The organism is Paenibacillus sp. CF384, assembly GCF_900106745.1.
In the GTDB taxonomy this organism is placed as follows: domain Bacteria; phylum Bacillota; class Bacilli; order Paenibacillales; family Paenibacillaceae; genus Paenibacillus_Z.
This window is the reverse complement of the sequence record NZ_FNNV01000001.1, coordinates 91101-114630: the sequence shown is the minus strand read 5'-3', so window position 1 is coordinate 114630 and position 23530 is coordinate 91101. Positions and strand designations below refer to the sequence as shown.

Genomic DNA, 23530 nt, shown 5'->3' with positions numbered 1-23530 from the left:
TTCGGCGAAATCTAGAACAATCCGGAGCTTCGCCAAAAGTATGACGCATGCTTCCGATAAAAATTGTACTTTTCTTACGGTTTTTGGACTTTTGGGATGGCAAACTTCAATTCGGTCCCCTCATGCGGTCTGCTTTCGATATGAATCCTATAATGATCGCCGAAGTGAAGCTGCAGCCTGCGGTTCGTGTTATACAACCCGATTCCTTTCTGCTCGTTCCGATCTTCACCATCCCAATTGACGAGTGATCTCCTCACTTCCTGAAGCCTGGCTTCGGTCATGCCCTCCCCGTTATCCCGGATGCTCCATACAATTTCGCTACCGCGCTCTTCCGCCGTTATTTCGATGATACCGCCGCTTCGATTCTTTAACCCATGTGTAATCGCGTTCTCGACCAGAGGCTGCAGCAGGAAACGAAGGATCTGGCATTCCCGTATTTCAACGGGAACGTGGTGCTCGACTTTAATTCCGCCAGCCATACGATAGTTCATAATCTTGGTATAGTTTTCGATATAATCGATTTCCTCTTGAATGGTGCAGTACATGCCTTTGCTGAACATCGGCTGCAAGTAATCGCCCAAGGTCGTTATGCTCTCCACGATATTGTCTGCTTTGGCCATGATGGCCATCCATTTGATCGTATTCAGAGAGTTATAGAAGAAATGGGGATTGATCTGGGATTGCAGCGCTCCGATCTCGATCATCCGTTTCTCTTCCTGAATGGTCTCCTTCTGCTCCATCAAATCAAATATGTTCTTCGACATTTTGTTGAATTGCGTGATCAAGATTCCGAGTTCGTTCCTCATCTCTACATCCAGCGTAAGTCCCAAATTCCCTTGTCCCATCTTGCGGACGACATTGGTCAAGCTGTTGAGCGGCTTCGTGACCTTGAGGATCCAGAATCTCGAAATAACGGCCGCCGATGCCAAACTGAAAACGAACATCGTCAGTACGATTGTTCGTAAAGTAAGCGCATCACTCGTGAAAACGCTTACCGGTATCTCATTGACTAATTCCCAACCTAAGCTATCGATTCGGTACGACATGATTTGCTTGCCGCTTCGTTCTTCGCTGGAAAATTTATTTCCGCTGGCCGCGGATGCGTTCGTTTGTAGGGGAGCCATCCCCGATTCGCCTATACTCGCTTCGTTGCTATTGGATACGATTCTCCCCCTATCGTCGACTAGATAGAGCTCGTTGCTGCTGATGTCATTCGCATGATTATAAATATCGGTGAAATACTTCATGTCCAAGTTGATGACCAGTGTTCCAGCTTCATTATTCGAGAAGAAGCTGCGAGCCGCAGAGATATAAGCAACGGGCTTTGCAGCTTCTGGAGTCGCAGTAAGTCCTTCCGTTATCTCGAAATTCTTGTCCGTAAAGCCTCCTAACCAAACAAGCTTCTGTGCACCGGATACCGCCTGCTCGTAGATTTGGGATCGATAGAACTCGTTAACCTTATCCTTAGGATCGACAAGGATTTCATTGCTTTGTGCGGTCGTTCGGATGGCGAAGCCGTCATCCCCGAAGAAGCTGATTTCTTTGATATATTTATAGTCCGTAAGATTTTGCGTGAAATTGCGAAATGCGAGTCCGACCTGAAGGGCTCGGTCCAATTCGGACTTGCTCTTGTAATTAATCAAATCGTACAACTCGGAATCGAGGACGAGCATCCGGGATAATTGATCCACTTCGCTCGCAAAGGACGTGAGGTTATAATCGTATTGCTTAAACTGCCGCAGCGTAGTCTCTTTGGCGTTATTCTTCAATATAGCCAGAATTCTCAAATAGGCGAAGAGCGAACTAAGGGAGAAGATGATGAGGAAGATAACAAGAAATGAAAGAACCAATTGATTCGCGAGCGAAACCCTTTTGTTCCGATTATAGATGGCCATCCTCTTTATCCTCCCTGCTGTCCGCGAGCCACTGCCTTCTGAATTCGTGAGGTCTCATGCCTGTCATTTTTTTGAAGGTGCGGCTAAAATAACTGTCGTCCCAATAACCGGTTTTTTGGGCGATTTCGTACGATTTCAGTCGTGTGTTGAGCAGCAGGTTTTTCGCCATGTCGATCCGATAATAGTTCAAATACTCGACGTAGCTCATTTGCAGTTCTTTCTTGAACAGCCGGCTTAGGTAGCTGGGATTCAGCTGAACGTGATCGGCGATCTGTTGAAGTGACAGTTCCTCGTCGTAATGATTCCGAATATATTTGATCGCCTCCGCGATTTCTTTGCTCATATATTTCTTCTTCTCGTTATAGTTCAAGATATCGTGCAAGTACCGCCTAAAAACCTCTATACTCTCGTCGAGCGTCGCACTGTGATGAATTTGCCCGGCATAATCGAGCGCCATGGCGGAAATGTCGTCGGAAGGAGCGTTCAAATTCGCGGTTGGCCAATGAATCCACCTGATCAACATGATTTGCACGTCCAATTTGCCGATCCGATCGAGACGAACGAGTGCCTGAGTACCCGCTTCGATTTCTTTGGCATGCCTGTCGTTGAATGGCTTCGATTCTCCCAGCATCTTCTCGAGCTTCATTCCGACGATGCTCGAAAGCGAGTGCGATCTAGCCATTTCCCAACGTATAAACCGTTCGCCGCTCAGAATGAAACGCTGCTCCAATGCACCTGCGCCTTCTTGGTATAATTGCCTCAGTGCCGAGAACCCGGTTTGAATCGTGCTGATTCCGAATGTGACGGACGTGTTAAGGTACGTTTTGATTACATTGCCGATATGCGAGAGAATATCTTGCAGCTGCTGATATATCCGTTGCTCGCTGACAACGTCGTGAAAGCTGAAAACCAGAATATACTTCGCGTCTTTCTCGTAGATGACTTCTCCGCGGTCGTAACCGGAGAGCAGCTCACTGACGATGTTCAGAATGCTGAAGCGAATTAAATTGCCATGGTTGTCGTGGAATTTCTTCTCCATGCGTTCGAAGTTGTCGATCGCCATGACACAGAGCAGAAGCCGCTCCGGCTGGAACCGGAAGTTCAGTTTCTTCGTAATTGCGGCAAATTCTGCATCCGAGTAACGGCCGTAAGACAAATAATCTTTCATCGCGGTTTCTTTAAGGCTTGTCCGATCCAAGAGCTGGCGGTCTTGTTGATCCGCCGAAGAGCGGTTGCTTTCCAATTGCAGCTCACTCTGTACTTTCCGCAGCACGGACTCCATCTCGTCGATGGACATTTTAAACTTGAGAATATAGTCGGTGACGCCGAAACGTATCGCTTTCTTGGCCAAGTCGAACTCCTCGTAAGCGGTCAATATGATGATCTTCGTCTTGGAGTCATTCTCCCGGATGAGCGAGATCAGTTCCATTCCGTCCATGTTTGGCATCCGGATATCGGTCAGAATTAAGTCAGGCTTAACCTGATTGTAATACTCCCAGGCTGCTTGACCGTTAGAGAGGTCGGCGATCACTTCCATGCCCAGCTTCGCCCAGTCGATCGAGTTTTTCAGTCCGATTCGAACCAGCATCTCGTCTTCGACGATGATGACTTTAATCATGATCGGTAACCTCCGTTCCCCGAATAGATTCCCCTTGGTTCAATCCCATTTCACTGGCTTGATTACTCTCTTTATTCAGCAATTGTTCTCCTTTTTCCTTTAAGTGCTCTACCTTTTGCCAGCAGCATTCGGGAATCGTCATAAAACAAAATAATCCGCTAAATTTCGCGGATTTCATGGAATATAATTTTCTGTTATTCATTTATTCGTTGACCAAGACCATCTTGATCGCGGAGCCGCGATCCTCATGGAGCTGCTTCATCGCGCCCGGAAATTCGTCCAACGAGAACGTATGTGAAATCAAAGCATCCCCATCGATGGCGCCTGATTTCAGGAGCTCAATGCATTTCGGGAAGAATAGCGCAGGTGTCGCATGAGACGCCCTCAGCTGCAGTTTCTTAAAATGAAATTCATTCGCATCGAAACTGATCGTTGCCCCTTCCCCGTATTCGATGCCTATGTAACCGATCACGCCGCCTGTCCTTGCCGCTTTGATTGCCGATGGAATCGTCGACGGCGGTGCCGAGACGAGCACTTTATCCACTCCGCCGCGTTCGAAGGTGAACGTCTCGAGTGGTGTCTTGTCTGTATAAATGATTTCGTCGGCTCCGAATGCGAGCGCCGTTTCAATACGCTTAACGGAATGAGACCGTGCCGCAGCGTAGATTTTGCGCGCACCTCGAAGTTTCGCCAGACGAAGCGCCATTAAGCCGATTGGACCGAGACCTAGTACCAGTACGTCATCACCCATGCGGATATCGATCGTCTCTGTTAGATCCATCGCTACGCCTAACGGCTCCACGAGCGACGCGACAGCGAAGGATATTCCCTCGAACGGTACGACAACCTCCTTGGGAGCGACAATATATTCAGCGAACCCCATCGAGAAATTCCGCCCCCAGAAGCTTGGCCCCTTGTTGCACAGATCATAGCGACCATTCCGGCACCAATCACACATCCGGCAGAACGTACTAGTCTCGAGCGTCACCGAAGCTCCAACCTCCAGATGGCTGACATGCGCCCCTTTGCTAACTATAATCCCCGCGACTTCATGACCGATCGCTTCCCAATCCGCCGCAGCCGATTTCACGCTAGTCATGTCCGTCCCGCATATGCCGCAAGCTTTGACGCGAATGAGGACCTCGTTCTCACCGATCTCCGTGAGCTCGCCCTCGCGCAGCTCGAATTGAAATGGCGCTTTTGCATACCACGCTTTCGTTCTCATCCCACTTATCCTCCCATGTCAGACCGTATTTATTCCTTTCGACAGAACTATTATAAGACTTCACGCGAAACTGCTGCAAAGATTGTTCCATAAATTTATTTATAATGAATTCGAAATTTCATGATGAGTGATAAGCGGCATCTCAGTTAACAATATGATTTAGCTTTGCTGTTCCCGCTGCTTACTCTCCTCATAATGTTTAGTTATTGCCTCCTAACGAAGTGGAAGTACAATCCCCGGCGGAGGAATGTTAAAGTTTAACCCACAGCCGATATGAATTAATGAGTTCACGAGGCTGAAGCCTTGTTAGAGCAACGAGATGTGTAACGCCTATCATCCGTTAGCCAACTAAACATGAGGAGGAATTTAGAATGACAACATCAACAACAACTTCTGCATCCCAGAAAATCATGAAAGGCTGGAAAATGCATCATAATAGCACGGTTGAACTCGTCGCGCAACTTCCCGATTCCAGCGGCAGCTGGACGCCTTGGCAAGGCGGTTGGACAACGCTTGAGCTTATCCATCATCTTGCTTGGACGCCGGAGTTCTTCTTCGCTCAAATCGATAAACGCGACATGAATATTCCGCCGGTTCCTGCGACTATTGCGGAAGCGCGCGAGCTCGTTAAACAACTGACTGAGGCGACAGCGCAAAAACTAGCCTCCTATACTGAAGAGGATCTTCAACAAATCGCAACGATCAACATTAACGGTGTAGATATTACGGAGCCGGTTGAAGAAATGTTCCATCGCCTAGTCGCTCACGAGGCTCATCATAAAGGGCAGCTATTCGTCTATGCTCGTGAACTTGGCGTGACCAATGCGCCGTTCTATGTTGACCTCAGCGTGAAGTAATATCAAGTCTAAGTAAGTCCAACAAGGGCATGGCCCTAATACATTCATAGAGGAGAATTAATATGAGCGAAGGTATCGAGAACAAAGTAGTACTAATCACAGGTGGAGGCACTGGTCTGGGAGCGGAAACTGCCCGCCTCCTTGCATCCAAGGGAGCGATTGTGGCTGTGGCCGCACGCCGGAAGGACAAGCTCGACGAGGTCGTTGCTCAGATTAAGGAGGCGGGCGGACAAGCCAGCGCCTATCCGCTTGATGTGACAGACAAAGTACAGTTCAAGGCTGTCGTCGATGCGGTCATTTCGGAATACGGCAAACTGGACGTGCTTGTCAATAACGCCGGTCTAATGCCGATCCGTCCTATGGCCGAAGTAAACACCGACGAGTGGGATGCGATGATTGATATCAACATCAAGGGGGTCCTGTATGGAATCGCCGCTACGCTGCCAGGTTTCCTTTCCCAAAGCGATGGTCACATCATTAATATCAGCTCTGTTGCTGGGATTAAGGTCTTCTCGCCGGGCGGTACCGTTTATTCCGGTACGAAATTCGCGGTACGTGCCATTTCCGAAGGCTTGCGTCATGAAGTCGGCGATAAGGTAAGAGTGTCGTCCATCGAACCGGGGGCGGTAGACAGCGACCTGAAGTTTAACACCACGGGCACGGCACAGTCCACAGTATTGGATTTCTACAAATCCGCGATTCCTGCAAGCGCAGTGGCAAGGGCAATCGCCTTTGCCATCGAACAGCCGAAGGAAGTCGATATCAACGAGATCGTGCTGCGTCCTACTTCCCAAGAATTCTAATACGACAATATAGAAACGCCGGTCACCTGATTCAGGTCACCGGCGTTTTTTCCTCATTGGAGGTTATCTTGCATCTCGTACAAAAACAATTTCGTTCGTCAGGTATTCATAGGCTGCTACCCACTCGTTGGCGATTAAGATTTCACTTAACGACACATCGCTTACGATCCCATTGCGATTCAACTTTATTAATTGATGCAAAGCCAACTTATCCCATCCGATGCAATCCTGTGTCACGATCCCAATACGGTTGCACCGGAGCTTTCTCAATTCCTCTTCTTCGGGAGTGTACGTCACCTGGACGTCTTGGAGACTGAGATAATGCATGAATAACTCATCCAAGAGATCCATGCTTGACTCGCTTACGGGTCGATCCTTCAATTCAAGGATTTTAGCCGAAATATCCAATACAGCCTTATCGAGTTCGCTTAACCTGCTCGGGATAAAAGGTTTTACCGAGGAAGCGGGAATCGCCCACCTGCTTCTTCTTCCTTTGGTCCTGCGCTTCCCTTCCAGAGTGCCCGTTGCCAACCACTGGTAAATAATGCGATTATCTTTATTTAGCATAATAGCGACTTCTTCCACCGTAAACACAGGCTCATGGGTCACTTCAACCACCTCCTAAGACTACGAAACTATCAATGGTTTCATAGATATGTTTTCATAGTCGAAAGTATGACTACTAGGAAGGGTCGCTGAACTTGAGTGCTTAGACAGACGGCTGTTCAGGCTGGAATACCTGCTTCACACGTACTAATGCCGCAACATTGCGTGTCGTGATGGAATGAACGCCCCACTCCGCGTATTGCCGCATTTGCGTTTCATCCTCCACTGTCCACGCATATACAGGCAGTCCTAAACCTGAGGCGTATTCCACGAATTCTTGCCGCAGGAGGCCGTGATAAATATTCACGCCAAAGCAAGAAGCTTCGCGGGCATCCGCGCAAGTTTGAATCATGGCCTCAAGGTAGGGCAAGGTCTTGAACAGCTCGACGTTGGTGTTCAGGAGTTTACGCATTTCAGGCTGTAGAATCTTCGCCATCAGTGCCCGCTGGAACTCGCAGCCCGAGAAGAAAGCATGATCCGACAGACCGAATTTGTGGACCAGTGCCGCTGCAGGTTCAATGGCCGCATCCACCTTTAAGTCCAAATTCACGATTTTGCCGGAAGCTTTCACGAGCGGCAGGATATCTTCCAGCTTAAGAAGGACTTTTCCATGCTCAGCATCCAATTGAAATTCGTTTAATTCCGCATAAGTCATTCCCGCTATAGACACATTCAACCGTTCGGCGTTCAGCCATTCATCGTCATGTGCCAGCACAGGAATTCCGTCCTTGGTCACCCGAATATCCTCTTCCACCACATCGGAACCAAGCTCGAGTCCGAGTTGAACCGAATAAAGGGTATGTGCCTCGGTATTCATGCTGCCGGCGTGAGCCGTAATCAGTGGAAATCTGCGTTTCATTGTTGACACACTCCTCACTGCCATCTTGAAATCATCATACCATTCCTTCATTACGAACGTGCTGTCTCTTCCTTTACCATGCTGCGAATGTAGAAGTAGCCCATGAACGAACATAGTAAGAAGGTGAAGAATGCGAGTGCAGAAGCCTTCTCCTTCTCTTGAAAGACACCGAATATTTGCTCCATCGACACGCCAAGCATTTGCGGTGCATTCGGACCAAGCAGGAACGGCGCAGTGAACGAGCCAATGACGCCCATGAAGACGAAGGTGACCGCCACGAGCAGCGTTTTGTAGGTGAGCGGTATGATAAATCGAGTGAACAGTCGAAGTCTCCCCGCCCCTACATCCTTCGCGCTTTCCATCACTGAATCCGGAATCCCTGCCAAGGCTGAGCCAAGAAGCATGGTCGTGAATGGAATATTGAACCATAGGTTTGCAATAATAATGCCTTTCATATCGAAAATGATCCGAGGAAAACTACTGCCGCCAAGCAGCAGCACAATGCGCGATACCCAGCCATGGTTGCCTAACAGCTGAATCAATCCGTACGTCGCGATGACCGTAGGAATAAACATCGGGATCATATACATATTCCGAATCCAACCGACTAATTTACCTTTGTTGAACCGCATGTAAGCAGCCAGCGCATAACTGACGATCAGTACGATCACAACCGATATTACCGTCACTTCCAGCGAAAATATAATATTCGAGCGCATCAGCTTGTCGGTGAACAAGTACTTATAGTTCGACAGGTCGATGCCGCCCTCCTTATTGGTCAGGCTCTCCTTGAAAGAAACCGCGATTGGGATGACGACCGTGACGAACAGCAACAGAAAAGAGGGGATGACCAGAAGCAATCCCAGTATCCCCATTTTCACTTGTTTCTTCATCATTGCGCCGCTACATCGCTTTGCCAGCGTTTGTTGATTTCACTGCCCAGATCGCCGATGTTGAAGGTACGGAAGCCTTCAGCCACGCCTTTGAAGGAATCTTGGATATCCTGCGGCATGTTCGACAGCTGAATGCCCGGGAAACCGTGCATGGTGGTCACGACCACCGATTGCGCTTCCGGGGACAGCACGAAGTTCAGAAACTCGTTAACCGCATCCTTCTTCTCGGACAGCTTCGGCACCATCAAGTACGTCGGACCGCCGTTGAAGCCCGGAGTGATTTGCGAAATTTTGGTTGTAGCCGGCAGTTGACCGTTACCGATTTGCTCAAGCGCCATGTCCGACCAAGCCGGAATCATGTCCACCTCGCCGCTGATGAGCAGATCCAAGGTGCCTTGGTTTTTCTTCGGATAAATGCCCTTGCCGTACACGAATTTGCCGAGATCCTTCAGCGTATCGAAGCCACTGTTCCACTGCGACTGAATGGCCGGATCTGAGTTATGAATGGCATCTTCCGGGAGCTTGTCGTACAACGTCGTTGTAACAAACGAGCTGCCTGCACCACCTGTAGACGGGTCGTTATAAGCAAAGCGTTCCGGATTCGCTTTAATCCATGTGAACAGCTCATCCAGTGATTTCGGAGGCGTCTGCACTTTCTCGCTGTTGTAAGCAAGTACAACAGCGGATGAACGATACGGTACTGCCAGGTTGGATACGTCTTTCATCGTACTCGCGTCAACGGAAGCGAGGTTGCCGATTTTGGCCGCATCAAGCGTTTCCCACAGATCGTCTTTCTGTCCTTGCGTGACGTTGCTCAGCCCATCCTCATACAGATCGATGTCGCCGGAGCCTTTGCCTGCTTGCTTCGCTGCAAGAATGCGGTCGTAAGTAGGTTGTGCACCGGTACCGGATGGAATATATACCTCTTTAACCTTGATGTCCGGATGGTCTTTCTCAAACATAGGCACAAGCGTGTCCCAAAGATTCTTAACGTTCTCGGAGCCCGTGAAGTAGAAGCTGAATTCAACGGGTTTAGCCGCTGTATCCGTCGCGGCCGAAGTACTGTTCGCATTCGCCGGCTTCGTGTTTGCTGCACCAGCGTCGGCATTCTCCGAGTTATTCGTATTGCCACATCCGGCGAGAAGACCTGCTGTAACGGTTGTTAACGTCAGTAAAGTAAGGGCGGATTTCTTGTTTAACATGATTAATTGCCTCCTTGGCATTGGGTTTGTGGGATCTCGCTTGAGACTCGCTTGAAACTCCATTCGATTCGATTAGACTTCCGGATACGTGATGACTTTCTTGAAGCCGACATAAATCCGGTCACCGGAATGAAGCTCCTTCACGGCATCACGCGGTTGAAAAGCCCGAATAACGCCGTATTCCTGTAATTGAATCGATACTTCGGCATAGTGGCCTAGAACCATAATCTGTTTAACGATGCCGGGTAAACCCTCTTCTTCTTGGTTCGACATGATGACATCTTCAGGCCGGATTGCCAGCCATCCCCCGCCGGACAACGATTTCGAATTTGAAAACCTCAACTTCCCTACCGTGACTTGGCCTTCGGAAATCACCCCTTTCAAAAAGTTCATTTTGCCGATAAATTGCGCGACATACAGGGAGCTAGGCTGATCGTATATCTCTTGCGGGGAAGCGATTTGTTCGATTTTGCCATGATTCATGACGACGATTCGGTCGGATATCGACAACGCCTCTTCCTGGTCATGCGTGACGAATACCATCGTGAGTCCGGTCTCTGCCTGAATCTCGCGCAGCTCCTCCCGCATCTCGTGCCGAAGCTTAGCATCCAGTGCAGAGAACGGCTCATCGAGCAGAAGAACGGCGGGCTTCAACAGTAAGGACCTGGCAAGCGCGATCCGCTGCTGCTGTCCTCCCGATAGCTGACCGGGATATTTGTTCTCGGCGTCCGGCAGGCGAACAAGCTTCAGAACGTCTTCGACCGCCTTGCGGATGTCAGCCTTCTTCATCTTGCGTATTTTAAGACCGAATGCCAGGTTATCGAACACTGTCATATGCGGCCATAGATTGTAGCTTTGAAACACCATCGAAGTCGGACGTTTCTCCGGCGGTGACTTGAGCACGCTCACGCCTTCGATGAGAATATCGCCGGAGTCCGGTTCGAGAAACCCTCCGATGCTGCGCAGCACCGTTGTTTTACCGCAGCCGGAAGGACCAAGCAGCGTAACGAGTTCACCTTTTCGCACATCAAGCGAGATTGAGGTTACACCTTCACCGGTGTGGTAACGTTTGGACAATTGTTGAACGGAGAGTTGGATCTGAACCATATTCATTACGGCCTCCTAAGTCACGCGATATTTGCTTGGTTATTTCAACGTAAACCCGCTGGACATGACATCCGCGCTTACGAATCGTTTGGCGGCGAGCAGCAGAATGATTGTCGGCGCGGTCAGAATGATGGAAAACACCGCGCCGGCGTATGCCGGATAATCGCTGATTATGGAATACATGACAATCGGCATCGTTTTGTAATTCGGAATACCGACCAGGAACGTGCCCTGCGCTTCATCGAGCGAGTTAAGGAATGTGAAGATCGAGGCGACGATGATGCCGGGCAATGCCATTGGCAAGGTGATTTTGACAAATACCCGAATCGGTCCGGCTCCCACGTCTCTCGCTGATTCTTCCTGCGCTTGATGAACATTCCGGAAGGCGGCGGTCGGAATCCAAGTCATGAACATGAGCACGTTAATCATATGGATCAGGACAACGCCAAGCAGCGTATTCATCAAGCCGAGCTTATAGAAAAGCACCGCGATGGAGACATACAGCCCCATCTTAGGAAATGCATGGGTCAGCAGAAACGAGAATAAGAAGAAACGACTGAACGGGAAGCGAATGCGTGCGAACGCATATGCTGCCGGGATACATAGTACGATGGACAGTCCGGTTACAATGGAAGCGATCAAGAAGGATAAACCGATGGATTGCGGGATGTCCTCCTGTTTGAAGACGAAAGCCCACCATTTCATGGACCATTGATGCGGAATAACGTCCGGATAGTTCCATTTTCCGGTGAAGGCGAGAATGGCCAAGTTCAGCAGCGGTCCCAGAAAGAAGATAACGAAGATGACTAGCACAATGAATTCAATGATTTTTCGTGTTCCAAGTGCCTTGAAATACCAACGCATGAAGGGTTATCGCTCCTTTCAGAATGGATAGCTGGTTATTTGGTTGACTGTCTGATAATCAGCCGCGGGGTCAACTGCCTAGGTTGTTCAATGTTTAGTTCTTGCCGTATCAGTTGGTCTAGGAGCCGGACAGCCTGGGTGCCCATCTCCCCCGTATCTACCTTGACTGTCGTCAAGGATGGCGAGAACATGGTCGCGAAATCCACGTCATCGAATCCAATTACAGACACTTGCTCGGGAATTCGCACGGACTGCTCAAGCAGGAATTTCATCGCGCCGATAGCGAGCATGTCATTCGTGGCGAAGAGCGCCGTATACCCGTCTTCCTGAAATTGACCCCATTGTCGGCTCATGATCTCGTATCCTTCGCCGAAGGTCGAGGTTGCCGCGGATTCAATCGCCGCATCTGTTTCTTGAATACCGGCCTGCCTAATCGAAGTCATGAATCCTTTCAAGCGTAAATGATGACTGCGATGACTCTGAGGACCCGCAATGACGAATATTCGTTCATGACCGGTCTGTGTCAAGTGCTCGGCGACCATCCTGCCGCCTTCTTCGTCTTGATTCACGATGTGGATGACACCATCGACATCTGTCGAACCGTTCACCATTACAAACGGGATACCGAAATTCGTGATATGATCAATGACGTTCTGCTGCAGCCGGCTGATCAGAATGAGCCCATCCACCCGTTTCTCGATCATGAAGTCGGCCGAGCGATACGACATATCGTGATCCGTTGTCACGAAGATCGAATAGTTCAATCGTGCTGATTCCAACAAGACGGCATCGACGATTTTGCCATAGAAGGGATGCGAAGCAATGGGATGATCTCGTCTATACAAGAGCAGCCCAATGTTATGCGTTCTTTGCGATACCATAGCCCGTGCGACTGCATTCGGTTTATATTGCAATTCCTCGATCAGCCCCAGCACCTTATCTCGCGCTTCCGGACTGGAATATCCCTTCCCGGAAATAATCCGCGAAACGGTAGATTTGGACACCCCGGCTCGCCGGGCGATTTCTTTGATGGTCGGATTATCCACGCTGCACTCCCCTTCACTGCTGTGAGACCGTTCCCACATGGGAACGTTCCCATATGTATAGATTAATGAGCAGATGTTTCTACTGCGTTAAATCAAGCCTAAGGAATTGTAAAACGACCGCTATAAATCTCCAAGAAAATGGCAAAACCACCGAAATCTATCCTGATTTCGGTGGTTTTGTGTAAAGTGTAAATTTCATGACTACTCTTTTTTTCTGCAGTCCTTTTATAACGATGCTTGTATAAACGCCTGCATCCTCGAGCGAACGGTCATCGTCTGATATAAATAAGCGATCGTTCTCGATGAAGTGATATCCCCGTTGTAGTTAATGACGGATGATGTCGATTGCGCATCCATAAGGTTCGATTCTTTCAGGGTCCGAATAAATGTAACATCTGCAGGCGCATGCTCGCTGTCGAAAATAATGCACCACTCCGCCTTTGCTTTCCCAAGCGCCTTGTGCAAGGCGTAGTTAATCGAATGGTTAACATAATAAAAGATTCGAATACGAGAGTCATGAAACAATTCTATAATTTCTTCGATTTCTCTTTGCGTCGTTAGACTGACGATGATCAGCTCGAAGTTGGTTTCGTACTGGTCGATGATGTTACCAATCGCCGTATGCGCGCGAGCGACTTCGCCAGGTTTCACAATGAACAATGCGCTAAATAAGAGCGGTATGCTTCGTCTCTGGCGCGTTTCATAATGAGACCTGTGGACCTCATTCCAGCATAAGCGGTGCTTCGAAATATCGTTTGCGATGTGAGTAGATAAGCTGAACGGAGAATTAATCCGATAATCCATCAGCTCGATCGGCACGTACTTGATATCGCAGTAATCGGTCATTCGCAACCAATAATCATAGTCTTGAATATATTTAAACCGATATCCGTCTACGAGACGGCAATGCTCCGCGCGGTGAATAAACGAAGGCCCGATAATGCAGCCATCGAGCAGTGCTTCCTTGGGACGATTCTGCCAATTGCGCAGCGTACGGAGAAATTCCGGCGTATGAGCGGGCTCGCCATTTTCGAATATTTGATTGAAGCTGCTGTACACGATGCCCACATTAGGACCCGCACGATCTAATTCGTTAACTAATGTGCCTAAGAATTGCCTGTAATAGATGTTGTCCGTCGATACCCAGGTCAAGTAATCGTACCCTTGGTCCATTAAGATTTCGAAGCCGTAATTCAGTGCAAACGCGACCCCTTGATTAAGCGGATAGGAAACGATTGTTACCCGGGGATCTCCCGCGGTGCACTCTTGAATAAGCGGCAGCAGCTCTGGCGCCCCATCGATAACAATCAGAAATGTAAAACTTCGATATTGTTGATTACGTACGGTTTGAATCGCCTTTCGGATGTAAGTTTCGTTCTGATAATAAACCGGCATCACTACGCCGACTTTCGCCATGCCTTTGCACCTCTTCCCTTTATAGTAATCTATGAAAGAATCACCATAGCCGAGATAGTAAGAGCGCACATTTTATGCGAATGATGCAGTTATTCATAGATCGCGAGACAACAAAAAAGCAATGAGCCGGTAATGGCTCATTGCTTCCTTGTACGCTATTGTTCTGCTACGGGTTGCTGCTGCTTCAACTCGGCTAGCGATGATTCGATCTCCGCCGTTAGCGTCGGATCGAGATACTGCGGCGCGGACCGTTTGGCCGGCGTGTTGAAATGATTCATGGCCTCCAGCTCCGCCTCGATCATTAGCACTTTCTCCTCCGCGCGGGCGAATCCTTTGCCAATGCCATCCGTCTGAAACGATACGACACTTTGGTTCAGCTCCTTCAGGGAGCTTGCCACGTTAACCCGGGATTCGAGCAACAAGCGGCGATGATTGTACTCCTCCGATTGCACCAGAAGTTGGGCGATGCGCTCTTCCAGCACGTTAGTCTGTTCCTGGATCGTTGCGTACTGCTCGCGGTAGACAGCCAGCTTCTTCTCCTGCAGCAGCTTCTCCTGCAGCGCCAGCTTCGCGATCTGATCCTCGCCTTGGTCGACCGCAAGTCTCGCTTGGCGGCTCCGTTTCTCAACTGCCGTCTCCGCATTCGCAATCAGCACCGCTTGCCGCTTCTCAATGAACAGCTGATGCGCCAGCGCTCGCTGCCCCTTCTCAAGCTCGACGCCAAATTCCCGCATATATTGATTCACCATATGGAGCGGCTTCTCGCACTTATCGATCAGTCCGTTCGTTTCGGCCAGAAACACATCTTTGATCCGTTTGAAGATTCCCATCTTATTTCGACTCCTTTGTTTGGTTTTGCTGCATTTCCCATTGGTCCAGGAAGTCCGATGCCGACGGAATGCTTGTCAGTACATTCGCCCCATCTGCTACTCTAGGCCGCTTGGCTCTCCGGCTTATCCAGAACAATAAAAGTCCGACAATCAGAATGATTCCGCCTACCGCTACGCCCGGACTGATACCATGTTCATGACCACGTTCGATGTGCATACCGCCCTCTCGTAATACAGGCACCGGCGGCGGTCCTGGCACAGTCATAGCTTCACCGCGTAAAGCCGGCACAGCCCCGACCTCTCCACCTCTTATCTCAACCTTCATGTTGTCTACAGGCCTGCCATGAAACTCCTGACTCACCCTCACAATCTCTTCATCTTCATGCCCACCTGCCATTGTACTTAAGCCGGCTCCTACAGCAACGACGATGACGGCTACCAGCAGCGCATTCTTCACCCAAGGTCTCACGCGTCTCACGCTTAATCATCCTTTCAACTCAGTGATCTTGTCTCTACAGGACCAACTATATCGGCCAATAGTAAAAGTACGGTAAAGGGTAAAAAAATCCCCTTCCTCTTCATCGTCCCAAGAGAAAGGGATGCTCGTCTTCATAGTAAGCTATACGGGAAACTCCACCGAGAAAGTGCTTCCTTTCCCCGGCGAACTCTCGAGAACAACCGAACCTCGGTGGGCAATCACGATTTGCTTCGCAATCGCGAGCCCCAGCCCTGCACTGCCTTCTTCACGAGAGCGATGCTTCTCGACCCGGTAGAACCGGTCGAAGATGCGTGGCTGATCCGCATCGGCAATGCCTATTCCGCTGTCCCGGACAATGATCCGCCACTGCCTTGGGTTGGGGTCAAGGCCAACGTCGACCTTCCCTTCTTCAGGCGTGTATTTGATCGCATTATCCAGCAGAATATAGACCAGCTGCTTCAATCGTTCGGGATCGCCTTTCACGGTCAGCGTTTCCGGCAGCATCGTCCGCAGCTTAATCCTTTTCATCTGAGCAACGCCTTCGAAAGCAAGCACCCATTGGCGGAGCTTAGGTGCAATGTCGAAAGTGCTCATTTCGAACTCAACTGAGCCTACATCGGACCTTGCGAGCAACAGCAAATGCTGCACCATACGGCTCATTCGGCCAATCTCTTCCTTCATATCCGAAACGACTTCCTTCGAATACGGCGTAATGGTATCTTCGTTCTCCAACTCAATTACATCGAGTGAGGTGTTCATAATGCTGAGCGGCGTCCGCAGTTCATGAGATGCATCCGCCAGAAACTGCTGCTGCTGCTTGAACGTTTGTTGAATCGGAATCATCGCTTTACTGGACATAGACGAACTGAGTTTGACGGCTGCAAAGATGAACAGAATAAGAATTATGATGAACACGATGATTAGATTCCGGAGAATATCCCAATAAAACGTGACATCCTTCGCTGCAAAGATCGTCGCCGGTCCATTCGTCGTCATAATCGGATGCGCGCCAACGAAGAGCAGCCGATCATCCGTTCGAATCAGAAGATCACCGTAACGTCGTTGATGTTCCGGCTGCCAGCGTAACCGAAACGTATCCCCTTCCGGCTGCCACTCTTCGATCTCCTCCAAATTGCGGTCGTTAAGCTCCGGTATCGCATCGCTCTGAGCAAGCACTTGACCGCGATTATCCAGCACATAGAAGAAAAACAAATCATCGCCGCGGCTGTTCTCCAAATCCGGAACGACAACGCGGCCGTCCTCGGTCGCATACATGGTCGTGCGAAGCGAATTGCTCTGCTCTTGGTAAGCCATGATGATGAAGAAGAGCGATACGATGATCGAGAATAACACCAGAAACAAGATAATAAGCCACGTATAAGTAACCGTGAGCTTCCTTTGCGTGTATTGGAATAAGTCGCGCTTCTTTCCCTTCTTATGCGTCCATTTCAAACCGGTAGCCTACCCCCCTGATGCTGTGAATGACCGGCTCCTTACCGGAATCGTCCAGTTTGTCCCGGAGCATCTTCACGGTAACATCGACGTTCTTGTAGGAGACATCACTGCCGAGCCCCCAGATGCGATTGAGAATCGCCTCTCTCGTCAGCACATTGCCGGTGTTCTGCAAGAAGAAATCGAGCAGCTGATATTCCCTCGGGCTAAGCAGAATCTCCTCGCCGTCTCGCGATAGCTGATGTGAGGTACGATTAAGCGTAAAATGTCTGAACGTCACAATATCCAGCTTCCGCGGAGCAAAATTCCGCCGTGCCAGCACACGGAGGCGAGCGAGCAGCTCATCCATCTCGAAAGGCTTCGTCAGATAATCGTCTGCTCCTGCATCGAGGCCGAAGATTTTATCTTGCAGCGAATCCTTAGCCGTCAGAAGGACGATGGCTTGTCCGTAATTCTCGCCTCGCAGTCGTTTGCATACGTCCACACCATCCATGAACGGCATCATCCAGTCCAGGATGAGCACATCGTAAGCCGATCCACGGGCGTAATCGAGCGCATCCTCCCCGTTCTCCACCCAATCGACGTGATAGCCGCCTTTTTTCTCTAACATATATTTGACAAGCTTGCCGAGCTTCTTATCATCTTCCGCCAATAGAATATTCACGTTTACGCTCCCCGCCGCTTCATCCGAGATAATAGGTTAGTATACCAAACAAACGGTTAAAATACGGTAAAAAAATAACCCTATCCGCTAGATTGGCGAATAGGGTCATGAATTACCGTTCCAGCAGCTCTAAAGCATTCAACAGCCCTTGCATATAACCAACGGCGTGCGCACGCGCGCGATGTCCCCATCCTGAATCATGAATGACATTGGGCACGTGATCGTCCATTAAGAATCCGGTGAATCCCGATTGTTTCAGCTCCCGCAACACCTCAGCCGGATGATAGTTTCCTTCTCCCAGGAAGCACTCTTGAAACTTCGGCATCGTGCCCTGTACGTCGCGAAAATGAACGTAGAAGATCTTATTCCTCGGGCCGAAATACCGTATCATCTCCATGACATTAGCGGCTCCGTAGACCATCTCCGAACAGCAGCCAAGGCATAAATTCAGTCCCCATGCATCGCTATTGGCGATAGATTCCGCTTTCTTGAAATTTTCCACTATATAGAAAAGTCTGGCCGTTCCGTCAAGCATGGCAACCGGCGGATCGTCGGGATGTAAGGCAAGCCGCACGCCTGATTGCTCGGCTACAGGAAGCACAGCCTTCAAGAAATAAGCATAATGCTCCCACATGACCGATTCGTCAGGGATTCTCACCTCGCGGTTGGAAGCATATTTCACCTGGTTGACGCCGTTTGCTGCAACCGCAAGATCGAAAGCCGTGCACATCGCCCCGCCCCTGCCCGGCTCCGAAGATGTCCGCCAAACAAAGTTCGGCATAAAGTGGTGACCGAGTATCGGGATGCCGGCACGTCCCATGTGACGGATAATGCTGCAATAATTCTCGATTTGCTCATCTCTGCCAGGCAAACCGAGCATGATTTTATCGTAGAAGCGGATAGGAACATTCTCGATGGATTCCAGAAACAATCTATTATCATCGCAGGTTTTCTTGAGTGCAGCCAAATCCTCGAAATCCCAACTGTGTTCGCCAGGAAGATTCGGTGTGTTGAGCTGAACGCTCGTTACGCCTAATTGCTTGGCAAACGTCATGGTTTCTTGCGTCAGCTCTTGCATTTGACCTAAGGCAATCCGAATGTTCTTCTTCATCGTTATCCCTCCGCGTCGATTTAGCATCGAACAAGCTCAATAATACAGTGTACGAGTAAGTGAGAAAGTAAATGTCAAACTATACAGCGATTGCGGATTTTGCTTTTCTCTATTCACTTGGACAAAGCCTTGGTGATACGATAGGTTTGTAAAAATCGGGAAATAAAGGAGAATCTGCAGCATGCTGCTCCTCACTCTCAACTAAGCCGAAGAGTCTTGTATAGCGTTCGTACACGATAGGAGTAAACTTGTCCGTAAAGGCAGGTTTCTTTAGGTGTGCTTTTGTCTATGTGAATTCGGTGAAAGTCATTTGGAGGTGAGGTCATGATTCGTCGTTTTATTGCCTATTATTCGGCATATAAGATGTTATTCACGATAGATTTAACATGCGCCGTAGTCGTCGCGCTGCTCGAGCTCGCATTCCCGCTCGCCGTACAATGGATGGTCGATACCCTGCTGCCTAGCCACAACTGGCCAATGATCGTGCTGGTCAGCGTTGGATTGCTCAGCTTGTACCTGCTAACAACTTGGCTGAATTTTATTGTCGGCTACTTCGGACATAAGCTCGGCATCAACATCGAGACCGACATGCGCCAGCGGCTGTTCGAGCACGTGCAGAAGCTGTCGTTCCGCTATTTCGACAATTCGAAGACAGGCTCGCTTCTGTCACGGCTAACGAACGATTTATGGGAAATCGGGGAATTGGCGCATCACGGACCGGAGGAGCTGTTTATCGTACTCCTTACGTTCGCGGGGGCATTCGGCATCATGCTGACGGTCAATTGGGAGCTTGCGCTCATCACGAGCCTAATCGTGCCTGTTCTCGTATGGCTCATCGTATATTTTAGCAAGAAGTTGCATGACGTCGCTGGGAGCATGTATTCCCGCATCGCCGACATAAGCGCTCGCGTCGACGATAGCGTTTCCGGCATTCGCGTCGTCAAAGCGTTCGGCAACGAAGCGCACGAAGTCGAAACGTTCCGCGAAAACAATAATCGGTTACGGCTTGCAAAGCTGCGATCTAATTTGATGATGTCGTACTATGCATCGGGCATGTACCTGATGACGCGGCTTATTTCTTTGCTTGCACTCCTTATAGGTGCGTGGTTCTCCTATGAAGGCAAATTAAGTTACGGAGAATTTATCGGGTTCCTTCTATACGTAAACATCTTTTTAAAGCCGATCGAACGAATCAATACCTTGATGGATATTTACCCAAAAGGGATGGCCGGCTTCAAGCGCTCGTGCGAACTGTTGGACACGGAGCCGGACATTCTTGACGAGCCGGGAGCCGTTGATGTGCAGAGATTGCGCGGAGATATCGAGTTTCGCAATGTGTCGTTCGGATATGAGGGACACACGAAGGTACTACAGCATGTGAATTTGCAAGTTCGCCAAGGGGAAACGATCGCAATCGTCGGCCCGTCGGGCGCCGGCAAATCTACGCTATGCTCGCTCATTCCACGCTTCTACGAGATAGATGCCGGGGCGATCCTGATCGACGGACTAGACATCCGCCGCATGACGCAGCGCTCGCTGCGCAGTCAAATCGGTTTCGTGCAGCAGGACGTGTTTCTATTCAACGGGACGATCCGTGAGAATATCGTCTACGGTCGGCTCGACGCCTCCGAATCCGACATTTTAGAAGCTGCAAGGAACGCCTATTTGGAACTATTCCTAGAGACGCTTCCAGACGGACTCGACACCGTTATCGGGGAACGCGGGCTCAAACTGTCCGGTGGGCAGCGCCAGCGCCTGGCGATAGCCCGCATGTTCCTAAAGAACCCGCCGATCCTGATACTCGACGAGGCAACGTCAGCGCTAGACACTGAGACGGAACAAAACATCCAACAGTCACTTGAGGATCTGTCATGGAACCGAACGACATTGATCATTGCACATCGATTGGCTACCATACGCCACGCCGACCGCATAGTCGTCGTAACAGAGGATGGCATCTCCGAGGAAGGCAGCCACGACGAGCTGCTTGCGCGACGCGGCGTCTACGCCAGGCTGCACGAAGCGCAGTTCGGCGGTTAAGTTTTAACGGATTTTCTCACATTGGCTTAGCTGCCTACTCTAGTTATTCCTTCTTGATGGAATAGAGATTGTATTCCTCCGTCTTATGAAAACCCAGTCAGCAGCTATCCACCCACTGTTGATCGCTGATTCCTCTAACGAATCGTAGAGGGCCATCGAACCAAACTAAAATAATAATAGCACAGGTAAAATGGTCATATTATTTAGTAGACGATAATATAACCACTTGTTGAAGATGCTTTATCCTGCATGATATATTAAAATAAAAATGGAAGAAGGAATTGTCTATGCACGCCAAAACACACCTTCGCCACGATCGGTTCAATACAGCTCATAACAAGCATAATCAACGAGTTGCAGCGTTTCACAAACGTCACGCTGCTCAACTTGCCAACGGTGAGAATGGAACCGGATTACTAGCGAGATGGGAAAGATTCGTTTATAACAAAGCACGGGAAATCATACAAACGATCAAAAAGTAACGATGATGAGACTGCTCAAGGGCAGTCTCTTATTATTCCATTTGCTGGTTACAATACGCTGCAAATTATACTCCTCTTAACACAGCAAGGCTGCCAGTCATTATTCCTGGCAGCCTTGCTGTCGTTTATCGCCTATCATCCATCTTCAGCCGCGATCGAGCGTAACGGTGATCGTTCTCTCGCCGGCAGCGACCGGCTGCCGTTCCTCCAGCAAGATGCGATACATCTGGTCGCCCCAGTTTCTTCTCAGTCGGCTATCCATGAAATCGATCTTCTCGATTCGCACGCGAAGATGCTCGGCGTCGTAATGGATGACCGCCTGCTTGCCCGGCGCGTAAGTCAGCAAAATCTCGTCGCTTCCCTCGTCCCCGACTATTGGCTCGCAAGGAGTGATCAACGAATGGAACATGTCCGCCGGAGCGCCGTCTTTCATTGTAAATGCGTCTCCGACTGTCACAGATGGAACGCCCTCCCGATCAAGCCGTACCGTACGCTCCCAAGTCGCAATGCCTGCTTCCTCCGGATACGCGCCCGCGATATCCATTCGAAGCTCTGAGCGGCCGCCTTGCTGTGAATATTCCGCATAGCTGGCTTTGTACCGCCCACCGTCATGCTGCAGAACCCCGCGCACCGTTGGCAGGTTATGGTACTGCGATTGCAGATACCATAGCTCATAGCGCCTCGCGCTGAACGTCTGCGCCTTGTACTCCTCGGTGCCTAGATCTACAAGCAGCGGATAGCCATCGGCGAACACGAGGAAACCGCCGACGTCGTTATGATTATGCGCCTCCACGTTGTTGCCGCCTTTGGCCGCGACGTACAAGCCTTGCTCGGTGTCTTCATGCTCCCTTGCGGTCATCACTTGGGTAACGCTGAACCAGGCGTCCCGCAGATAAGGTGCCTTCGATTCTTGCGCGAGCCTCTCCTTCTCAACGAACAAATCCCGCGCATAGCCGTATAGATTAAACCAAATTCGTGTGCTTGCATCCCCGCTTGGCGGCAAGCTGGCGCCGAGACGGACGAGCGACTCATCCCCCGAGCTAACGCCGTAGCGATATACACCTCCGCCTGCCGGACTCGCCTTTGCATCGCAATCGGCGAAAGCAACGTAATACTCGCCATGAATGTGTACTTTGGGCATATAAGCGCCAATATCCTTCACGATCTGCTCCCCGAATATATCGAAACGTCCTTGCGACGCAAGCGACAGCATCTCCAGACATTCATATAAGCCGCCCCCGGATGCACTCCAATATGAAGGTCCTTCGTCACAGCAGCCGTCTGCCGGATAAGTCGCGATGAACGCATCGAGGCTTCTCATTACCTTGGCAATTCCCGCGCTTCTGACCTTCGGATCTTCCTCGATGAGCAGGAATCCCGCGAGCACCGGGCCGTTGCACCACGGGTTCCAGTTGTTGATCCGCTCGCCAGGCGTGAAGCCCTGCCACCAGTAATCGTCGTGCTCAAGGTAAGGAATCAGCACACGCTCCTTCGTCTCCCGGACGATGCGCTCGTTAATTCGCGGGCTGATCGCGTCGAACTTGCTTCCAAGCAAATAGTGACTCCATAGGAGCAGCCGCGCCGTTTCCACAGAAGACAGCTCGACTCCATATTCCGTACTGCTTGGGATGCTCTCTTGTTTATCGAATTCCTTCCAGTGGCTGCGATGGCCAGGAGGCACCCAGGTCGTCTCCTCGCAGATGGCGAATATCCCGTTCAATATCTGATCGAGGTATTTACCTTCGCCTTCCATGCATTCGGCGATGACGAGAATGCCGAGCACGCTTCTCCGTTCGAAGTAGGCAAGACTGAGGCGCGACAAGTCACCGCTCGTCCAATAAGCGCGATAGTCCGACACCTTAAGAGCCGGCCACCCATACTCCGCATAACGTTCCGCATTCCGCAGCCAACTCTCTCTTCTCTCAGCTGAGATGGATCCCCAGGATTCGCGGTCTTCCGCTTTCGGGAACGGCGCGTAAGGACCCTCTCCGAAGCCTAGCTCCTCAAGCCGCGCCGACCCATAACGTTCAAATAACATCGTATGATCTCCTCCCCAGTTCCAATAAGAATCAAAGAAAACCG

At 50.1% G+C, this 23530-nt stretch carries 20 protein-coding genes; 3 read left to right on the top strand and 17 right to left on the bottom strand.

Annotated elements, in window-relative coordinates:
• Window positions 1-74 precede the first annotated feature (74 nt).
• From BLW29_RS00540 to BLW29_RS00525, 3 genes are all read right to left on the bottom strand, one after another.
• Window positions 75-1895 carry a cache domain-containing sensor histidine kinase gene (locus BLW29_RS00540; RefSeq protein ID WP_090975386.1) on the bottom strand — a complete coding sequence of 607 codons (1821 nt, stop codon included), beginning with the start codon at window positions 1893-1895 and terminating at the stop codon, window positions 75-77.
• Window positions 1882-3513 carry a response regulator gene (locus tag BLW29_RS00535; RefSeq protein WP_090975385.1) on the bottom strand — a complete coding sequence of 544 codons (1632 nt, stop codon included), beginning with the start codon at window positions 3511-3513 and terminating at the stop codon, window positions 1882-1884. The genes BLW29_RS00540 and BLW29_RS00535 overlap by 14 nt, the downstream gene beginning before the upstream one ends.
• A gap of 202 nt (window positions 3514-3715) precedes the next feature.
• Window positions 3716-4738, bottom strand: coding sequence for a zinc-dependent alcohol dehydrogenase (locus tag BLW29_RS00525; protein WP_090975383.1), 1023 nt, complete (start codon window positions 4736-4738; stop codon window positions 3716-3718).
• A 371-nt stretch (window positions 4739-5109) separates the two neighbouring features.
• Here BLW29_RS00525 and BLW29_RS00520 point away from each other — a divergent pair, with 371 nt between their 5' ends.
• Window positions 5110-5595: a DinB family protein gene (locus BLW29_RS00520; protein ID WP_090975382.1), complete on the top strand. Its 486-nt coding sequence runs from the start codon at window positions 5110-5112 to the stop codon at window positions 5593-5595.
• 62 nt (window positions 5596-5657) lie between these two features.
• On the top strand, window positions 5658-6398 hold the full coding sequence (locus BLW29_RS00515; protein WP_090975381.1) for an SDR family oxidoreductase: 741 nt from the start codon (window positions 5658-5660) through the stop codon (window positions 6396-6398).
• 63 nt (window positions 6399-6461) lie between these two features.
• Here BLW29_RS00515 and BLW29_RS00510 read toward each other — a convergent pair whose 3' ends face one another.
• From BLW29_RS00510 to BLW29_RS00450, 13 genes are all read right to left on the bottom strand, one after another.
• On the bottom strand, window positions 6462-7007 hold the full coding sequence (locus BLW29_RS00510) for a hypothetical protein (protein ID WP_090975380.1): 546 nt from the start codon (window positions 7005-7007) through the stop codon (window positions 6462-6464).
• A 100-nt stretch (window positions 7008-7107) separates the two neighbouring features.
• Window positions 7108-7863, bottom strand: coding sequence for a glycerophosphodiester phosphodiesterase (locus BLW29_RS00505; protein ID WP_177186412.1), 756 nt, complete (start codon window positions 7861-7863; stop codon window positions 7108-7110).
• A gap of 50 nt (window positions 7864-7913) precedes the next feature.
• On the bottom strand, window positions 7914-8756 hold the full coding sequence (locus BLW29_RS00500; RefSeq protein WP_090975379.1) for an ABC transporter permease: 843 nt from the start codon (window positions 8754-8756) through the stop codon (window positions 7914-7916).
• Window positions 8756-9958 carry an extracellular solute-binding protein gene (locus BLW29_RS00495; protein WP_090975378.1) on the bottom strand — a complete coding sequence of 401 codons (1203 nt, stop codon included), beginning with the start codon at window positions 9956-9958 and terminating at the stop codon, window positions 8756-8758. The genes BLW29_RS00500 and BLW29_RS00495 overlap by 1 nt, the downstream gene beginning before the upstream one ends.
• A gap of 72 nt (window positions 9959-10030) precedes the next feature.
• Window positions 10031-11065 (bottom strand): ABC transporter ATP-binding protein, encoded by a 1035-nt coding sequence (locus BLW29_RS00490; RefSeq protein ID WP_090975377.1) that lies wholly within the window; start codon window positions 11063-11065, stop codon window positions 10031-10033.
• A gap of 39 nt (window positions 11066-11104) precedes the next feature.
• Window positions 11105-11929, bottom strand: a complete 825-nt coding sequence (locus BLW29_RS00485; RefSeq protein ID WP_090975376.1) for an ABC transporter permease — start codon at window positions 11927-11929, stop codon at window positions 11105-11107.
• 35 nt (window positions 11930-11964) lie between these two features.
• Window positions 11965-12975: a LacI family DNA-binding transcriptional regulator gene (locus tag BLW29_RS00480; protein ID WP_256208244.1), complete on the bottom strand. Its 1011-nt coding sequence runs from the start codon at window positions 12973-12975 to the stop codon at window positions 11965-11967.
• Window positions 12976-13200: 225 nt separating this feature from the next.
• A complete protein-coding gene (locus tag BLW29_RS00475; RefSeq protein WP_090975374.1) occupies window positions 13201-14391 on the bottom strand; it encodes a glycosyltransferase family 2 protein in 1191 nt (396 codons plus the stop codon).
• 155 nt (window positions 14392-14546) lie between these two features.
• A complete protein-coding gene (locus BLW29_RS00470; RefSeq protein ID WP_090975373.1) occupies window positions 14547-15221 on the bottom strand; it encodes a PspA/IM30 family protein in 675 nt (224 codons plus the stop codon).
• A gap of 1 nt (window position 15222) precedes the next feature.
• Window positions 15223-15699 (bottom strand): hypothetical protein, encoded by a 477-nt coding sequence (locus BLW29_RS00465; protein ID WP_090975372.1) that lies wholly within the window; start codon window positions 15697-15699, stop codon window positions 15223-15225.
• Window positions 15700-15840: 141 nt separating this feature from the next.
• A complete protein-coding gene (locus tag BLW29_RS00460; RefSeq protein ID WP_090975371.1) occupies window positions 15841-17151 on the bottom strand; it encodes a sensor histidine kinase in 1311 nt (436 codons plus the stop codon).
• Entirely contained in the window at window positions 17135-17815 is a 681-nt protein-coding gene (locus tag BLW29_RS00455; protein ID WP_090975370.1) for a response regulator transcription factor, read from the bottom strand. The genes BLW29_RS00460 and BLW29_RS00455 overlap by 17 nt, the downstream gene beginning before the upstream one ends.
• Window positions 17816-17927: 112 nt before the next feature.
• The gene (locus tag BLW29_RS00450) at window positions 17928-18926 is read right to left on the bottom strand and encodes a mannonate dehydratase (RefSeq protein ID WP_090975369.1); all 999 of its coding nucleotides are present in this window, start codon (window positions 18924-18926) and stop codon (window positions 17928-17930) included.
• A gap of 324 nt (window positions 18927-19250) precedes the next feature.
• Here BLW29_RS00450 and BLW29_RS00445 point away from each other — a divergent pair, with 324 nt between their 5' ends.
• Entirely contained in the window at window positions 19251-20966 is a 1716-nt protein-coding gene (locus BLW29_RS00445; RefSeq protein ID WP_090975368.1) for an ABC transporter ATP-binding protein, read from the top strand.
• A 627-nt stretch (window positions 20967-21593) separates the two neighbouring features.
• On the opposite strand, the gene BLW29_RS00435 is transcribed toward BLW29_RS00445, so the two are convergent.
• Entirely contained in the window at window positions 21594-23486 is a 1893-nt protein-coding gene (locus BLW29_RS00435) for a heparinase II/III domain-containing protein (protein ID WP_090975366.1), read from the bottom strand.
• Window positions 23487-23530: the final 44 nt, after the last annotated feature.

What these genes read in the sequence shown, in the direction of transcription:
- BLW29_RS00445 (WP_090975368.1), top strand. Translation starts at nt 19,251, where the DNA reads ATGATTCGTCGTTTTATTGCCTATTATTCGGCATATAAGATGTTATTC.
- BLW29_RS00490 (WP_090975377.1), bottom strand. Translation starts at nt 11,065, where the DNA reads ATGGTTCAGATCCAACTCTCCGTTCAACAATTGTCCAAACGTTACCAC.
- BLW29_RS00525 (WP_090975383.1), bottom strand. Translation starts at nt 4,738, where the DNA reads ATGAGAACGAAAGCGTGGTATGCAAAAGCGCCATTTCAATTCGAGCTG.
- BLW29_RS00540 (WP_090975386.1), bottom strand. Translation starts at nt 1,895, where the DNA reads ATGGCCATCTATAATCGGAACAAAAGGGTTTCGCTCGCGAATCAATTG.
- BLW29_RS00500 (WP_090975379.1), bottom strand. Translation starts at nt 8,756, where the DNA reads ATGAAGAAACAAGTGAAAATGGGGATACTGGGATTGCTTCTGGTCATC.
- BLW29_RS00470 (WP_090975373.1), bottom strand. Translation starts at nt 15,221, where the DNA reads ATGGGAATCTTCAAACGGATCAAAGATGTGTTTCTGGCCGAAACGAAC.
- BLW29_RS00505 (WP_177186412.1), bottom strand. Translation starts at nt 7,863, where the DNA reads ATGAAACGCAGATTTCCACTGATTACGGCTCACGCCGGCAGCATGAAT.
- BLW29_RS00435 (WP_090975366.1), bottom strand. Translation starts at nt 23,486, where the DNA reads ATGTTATTTGAACGTTATGGGTCGGCGCGGCTTGAGGAGCTAGGCTTC.
- BLW29_RS00475 (WP_090975374.1), bottom strand. Translation starts at nt 14,391, where the DNA reads ATGGCGAAAGTCGGCGTAGTGATGCCGGTTTATTATCAGAACGAAACT.
- BLW29_RS00495 (WP_090975378.1), bottom strand. Translation starts at nt 9,958, where the DNA reads ATGTTAAACAAGAAATCCGCCCTTACTTTACTGACGTTAACAACCGTT.
- BLW29_RS00485 (WP_090975376.1), bottom strand. Translation starts at nt 11,929, where the DNA reads ATGCGTTGGTATTTCAAGGCACTTGGAACACGAAAAATCATTGAATTC.
- BLW29_RS00520 (WP_090975382.1), top strand. Translation starts at nt 5,110, where the DNA reads ATGACAACATCAACAACAACTTCTGCATCCCAGAAAATCATGAAAGGC.
- BLW29_RS00535 (WP_090975385.1), bottom strand. Translation starts at nt 3,513, where the DNA reads ATGATTAAAGTCATCATCGTCGAAGACGAGATGCTGGTTCGAATCGGA.
- BLW29_RS00450 (WP_090975369.1), bottom strand. Translation starts at nt 18,926, where the DNA reads ATGAAGAAGAACATTCGGATTGCCTTAGGTCAAATGCAAGAGCTGACG.
- BLW29_RS00515 (WP_090975381.1), top strand. Translation starts at nt 5,658, where the DNA reads ATGAGCGAAGGTATCGAGAACAAAGTAGTACTAATCACAGGTGGAGGC.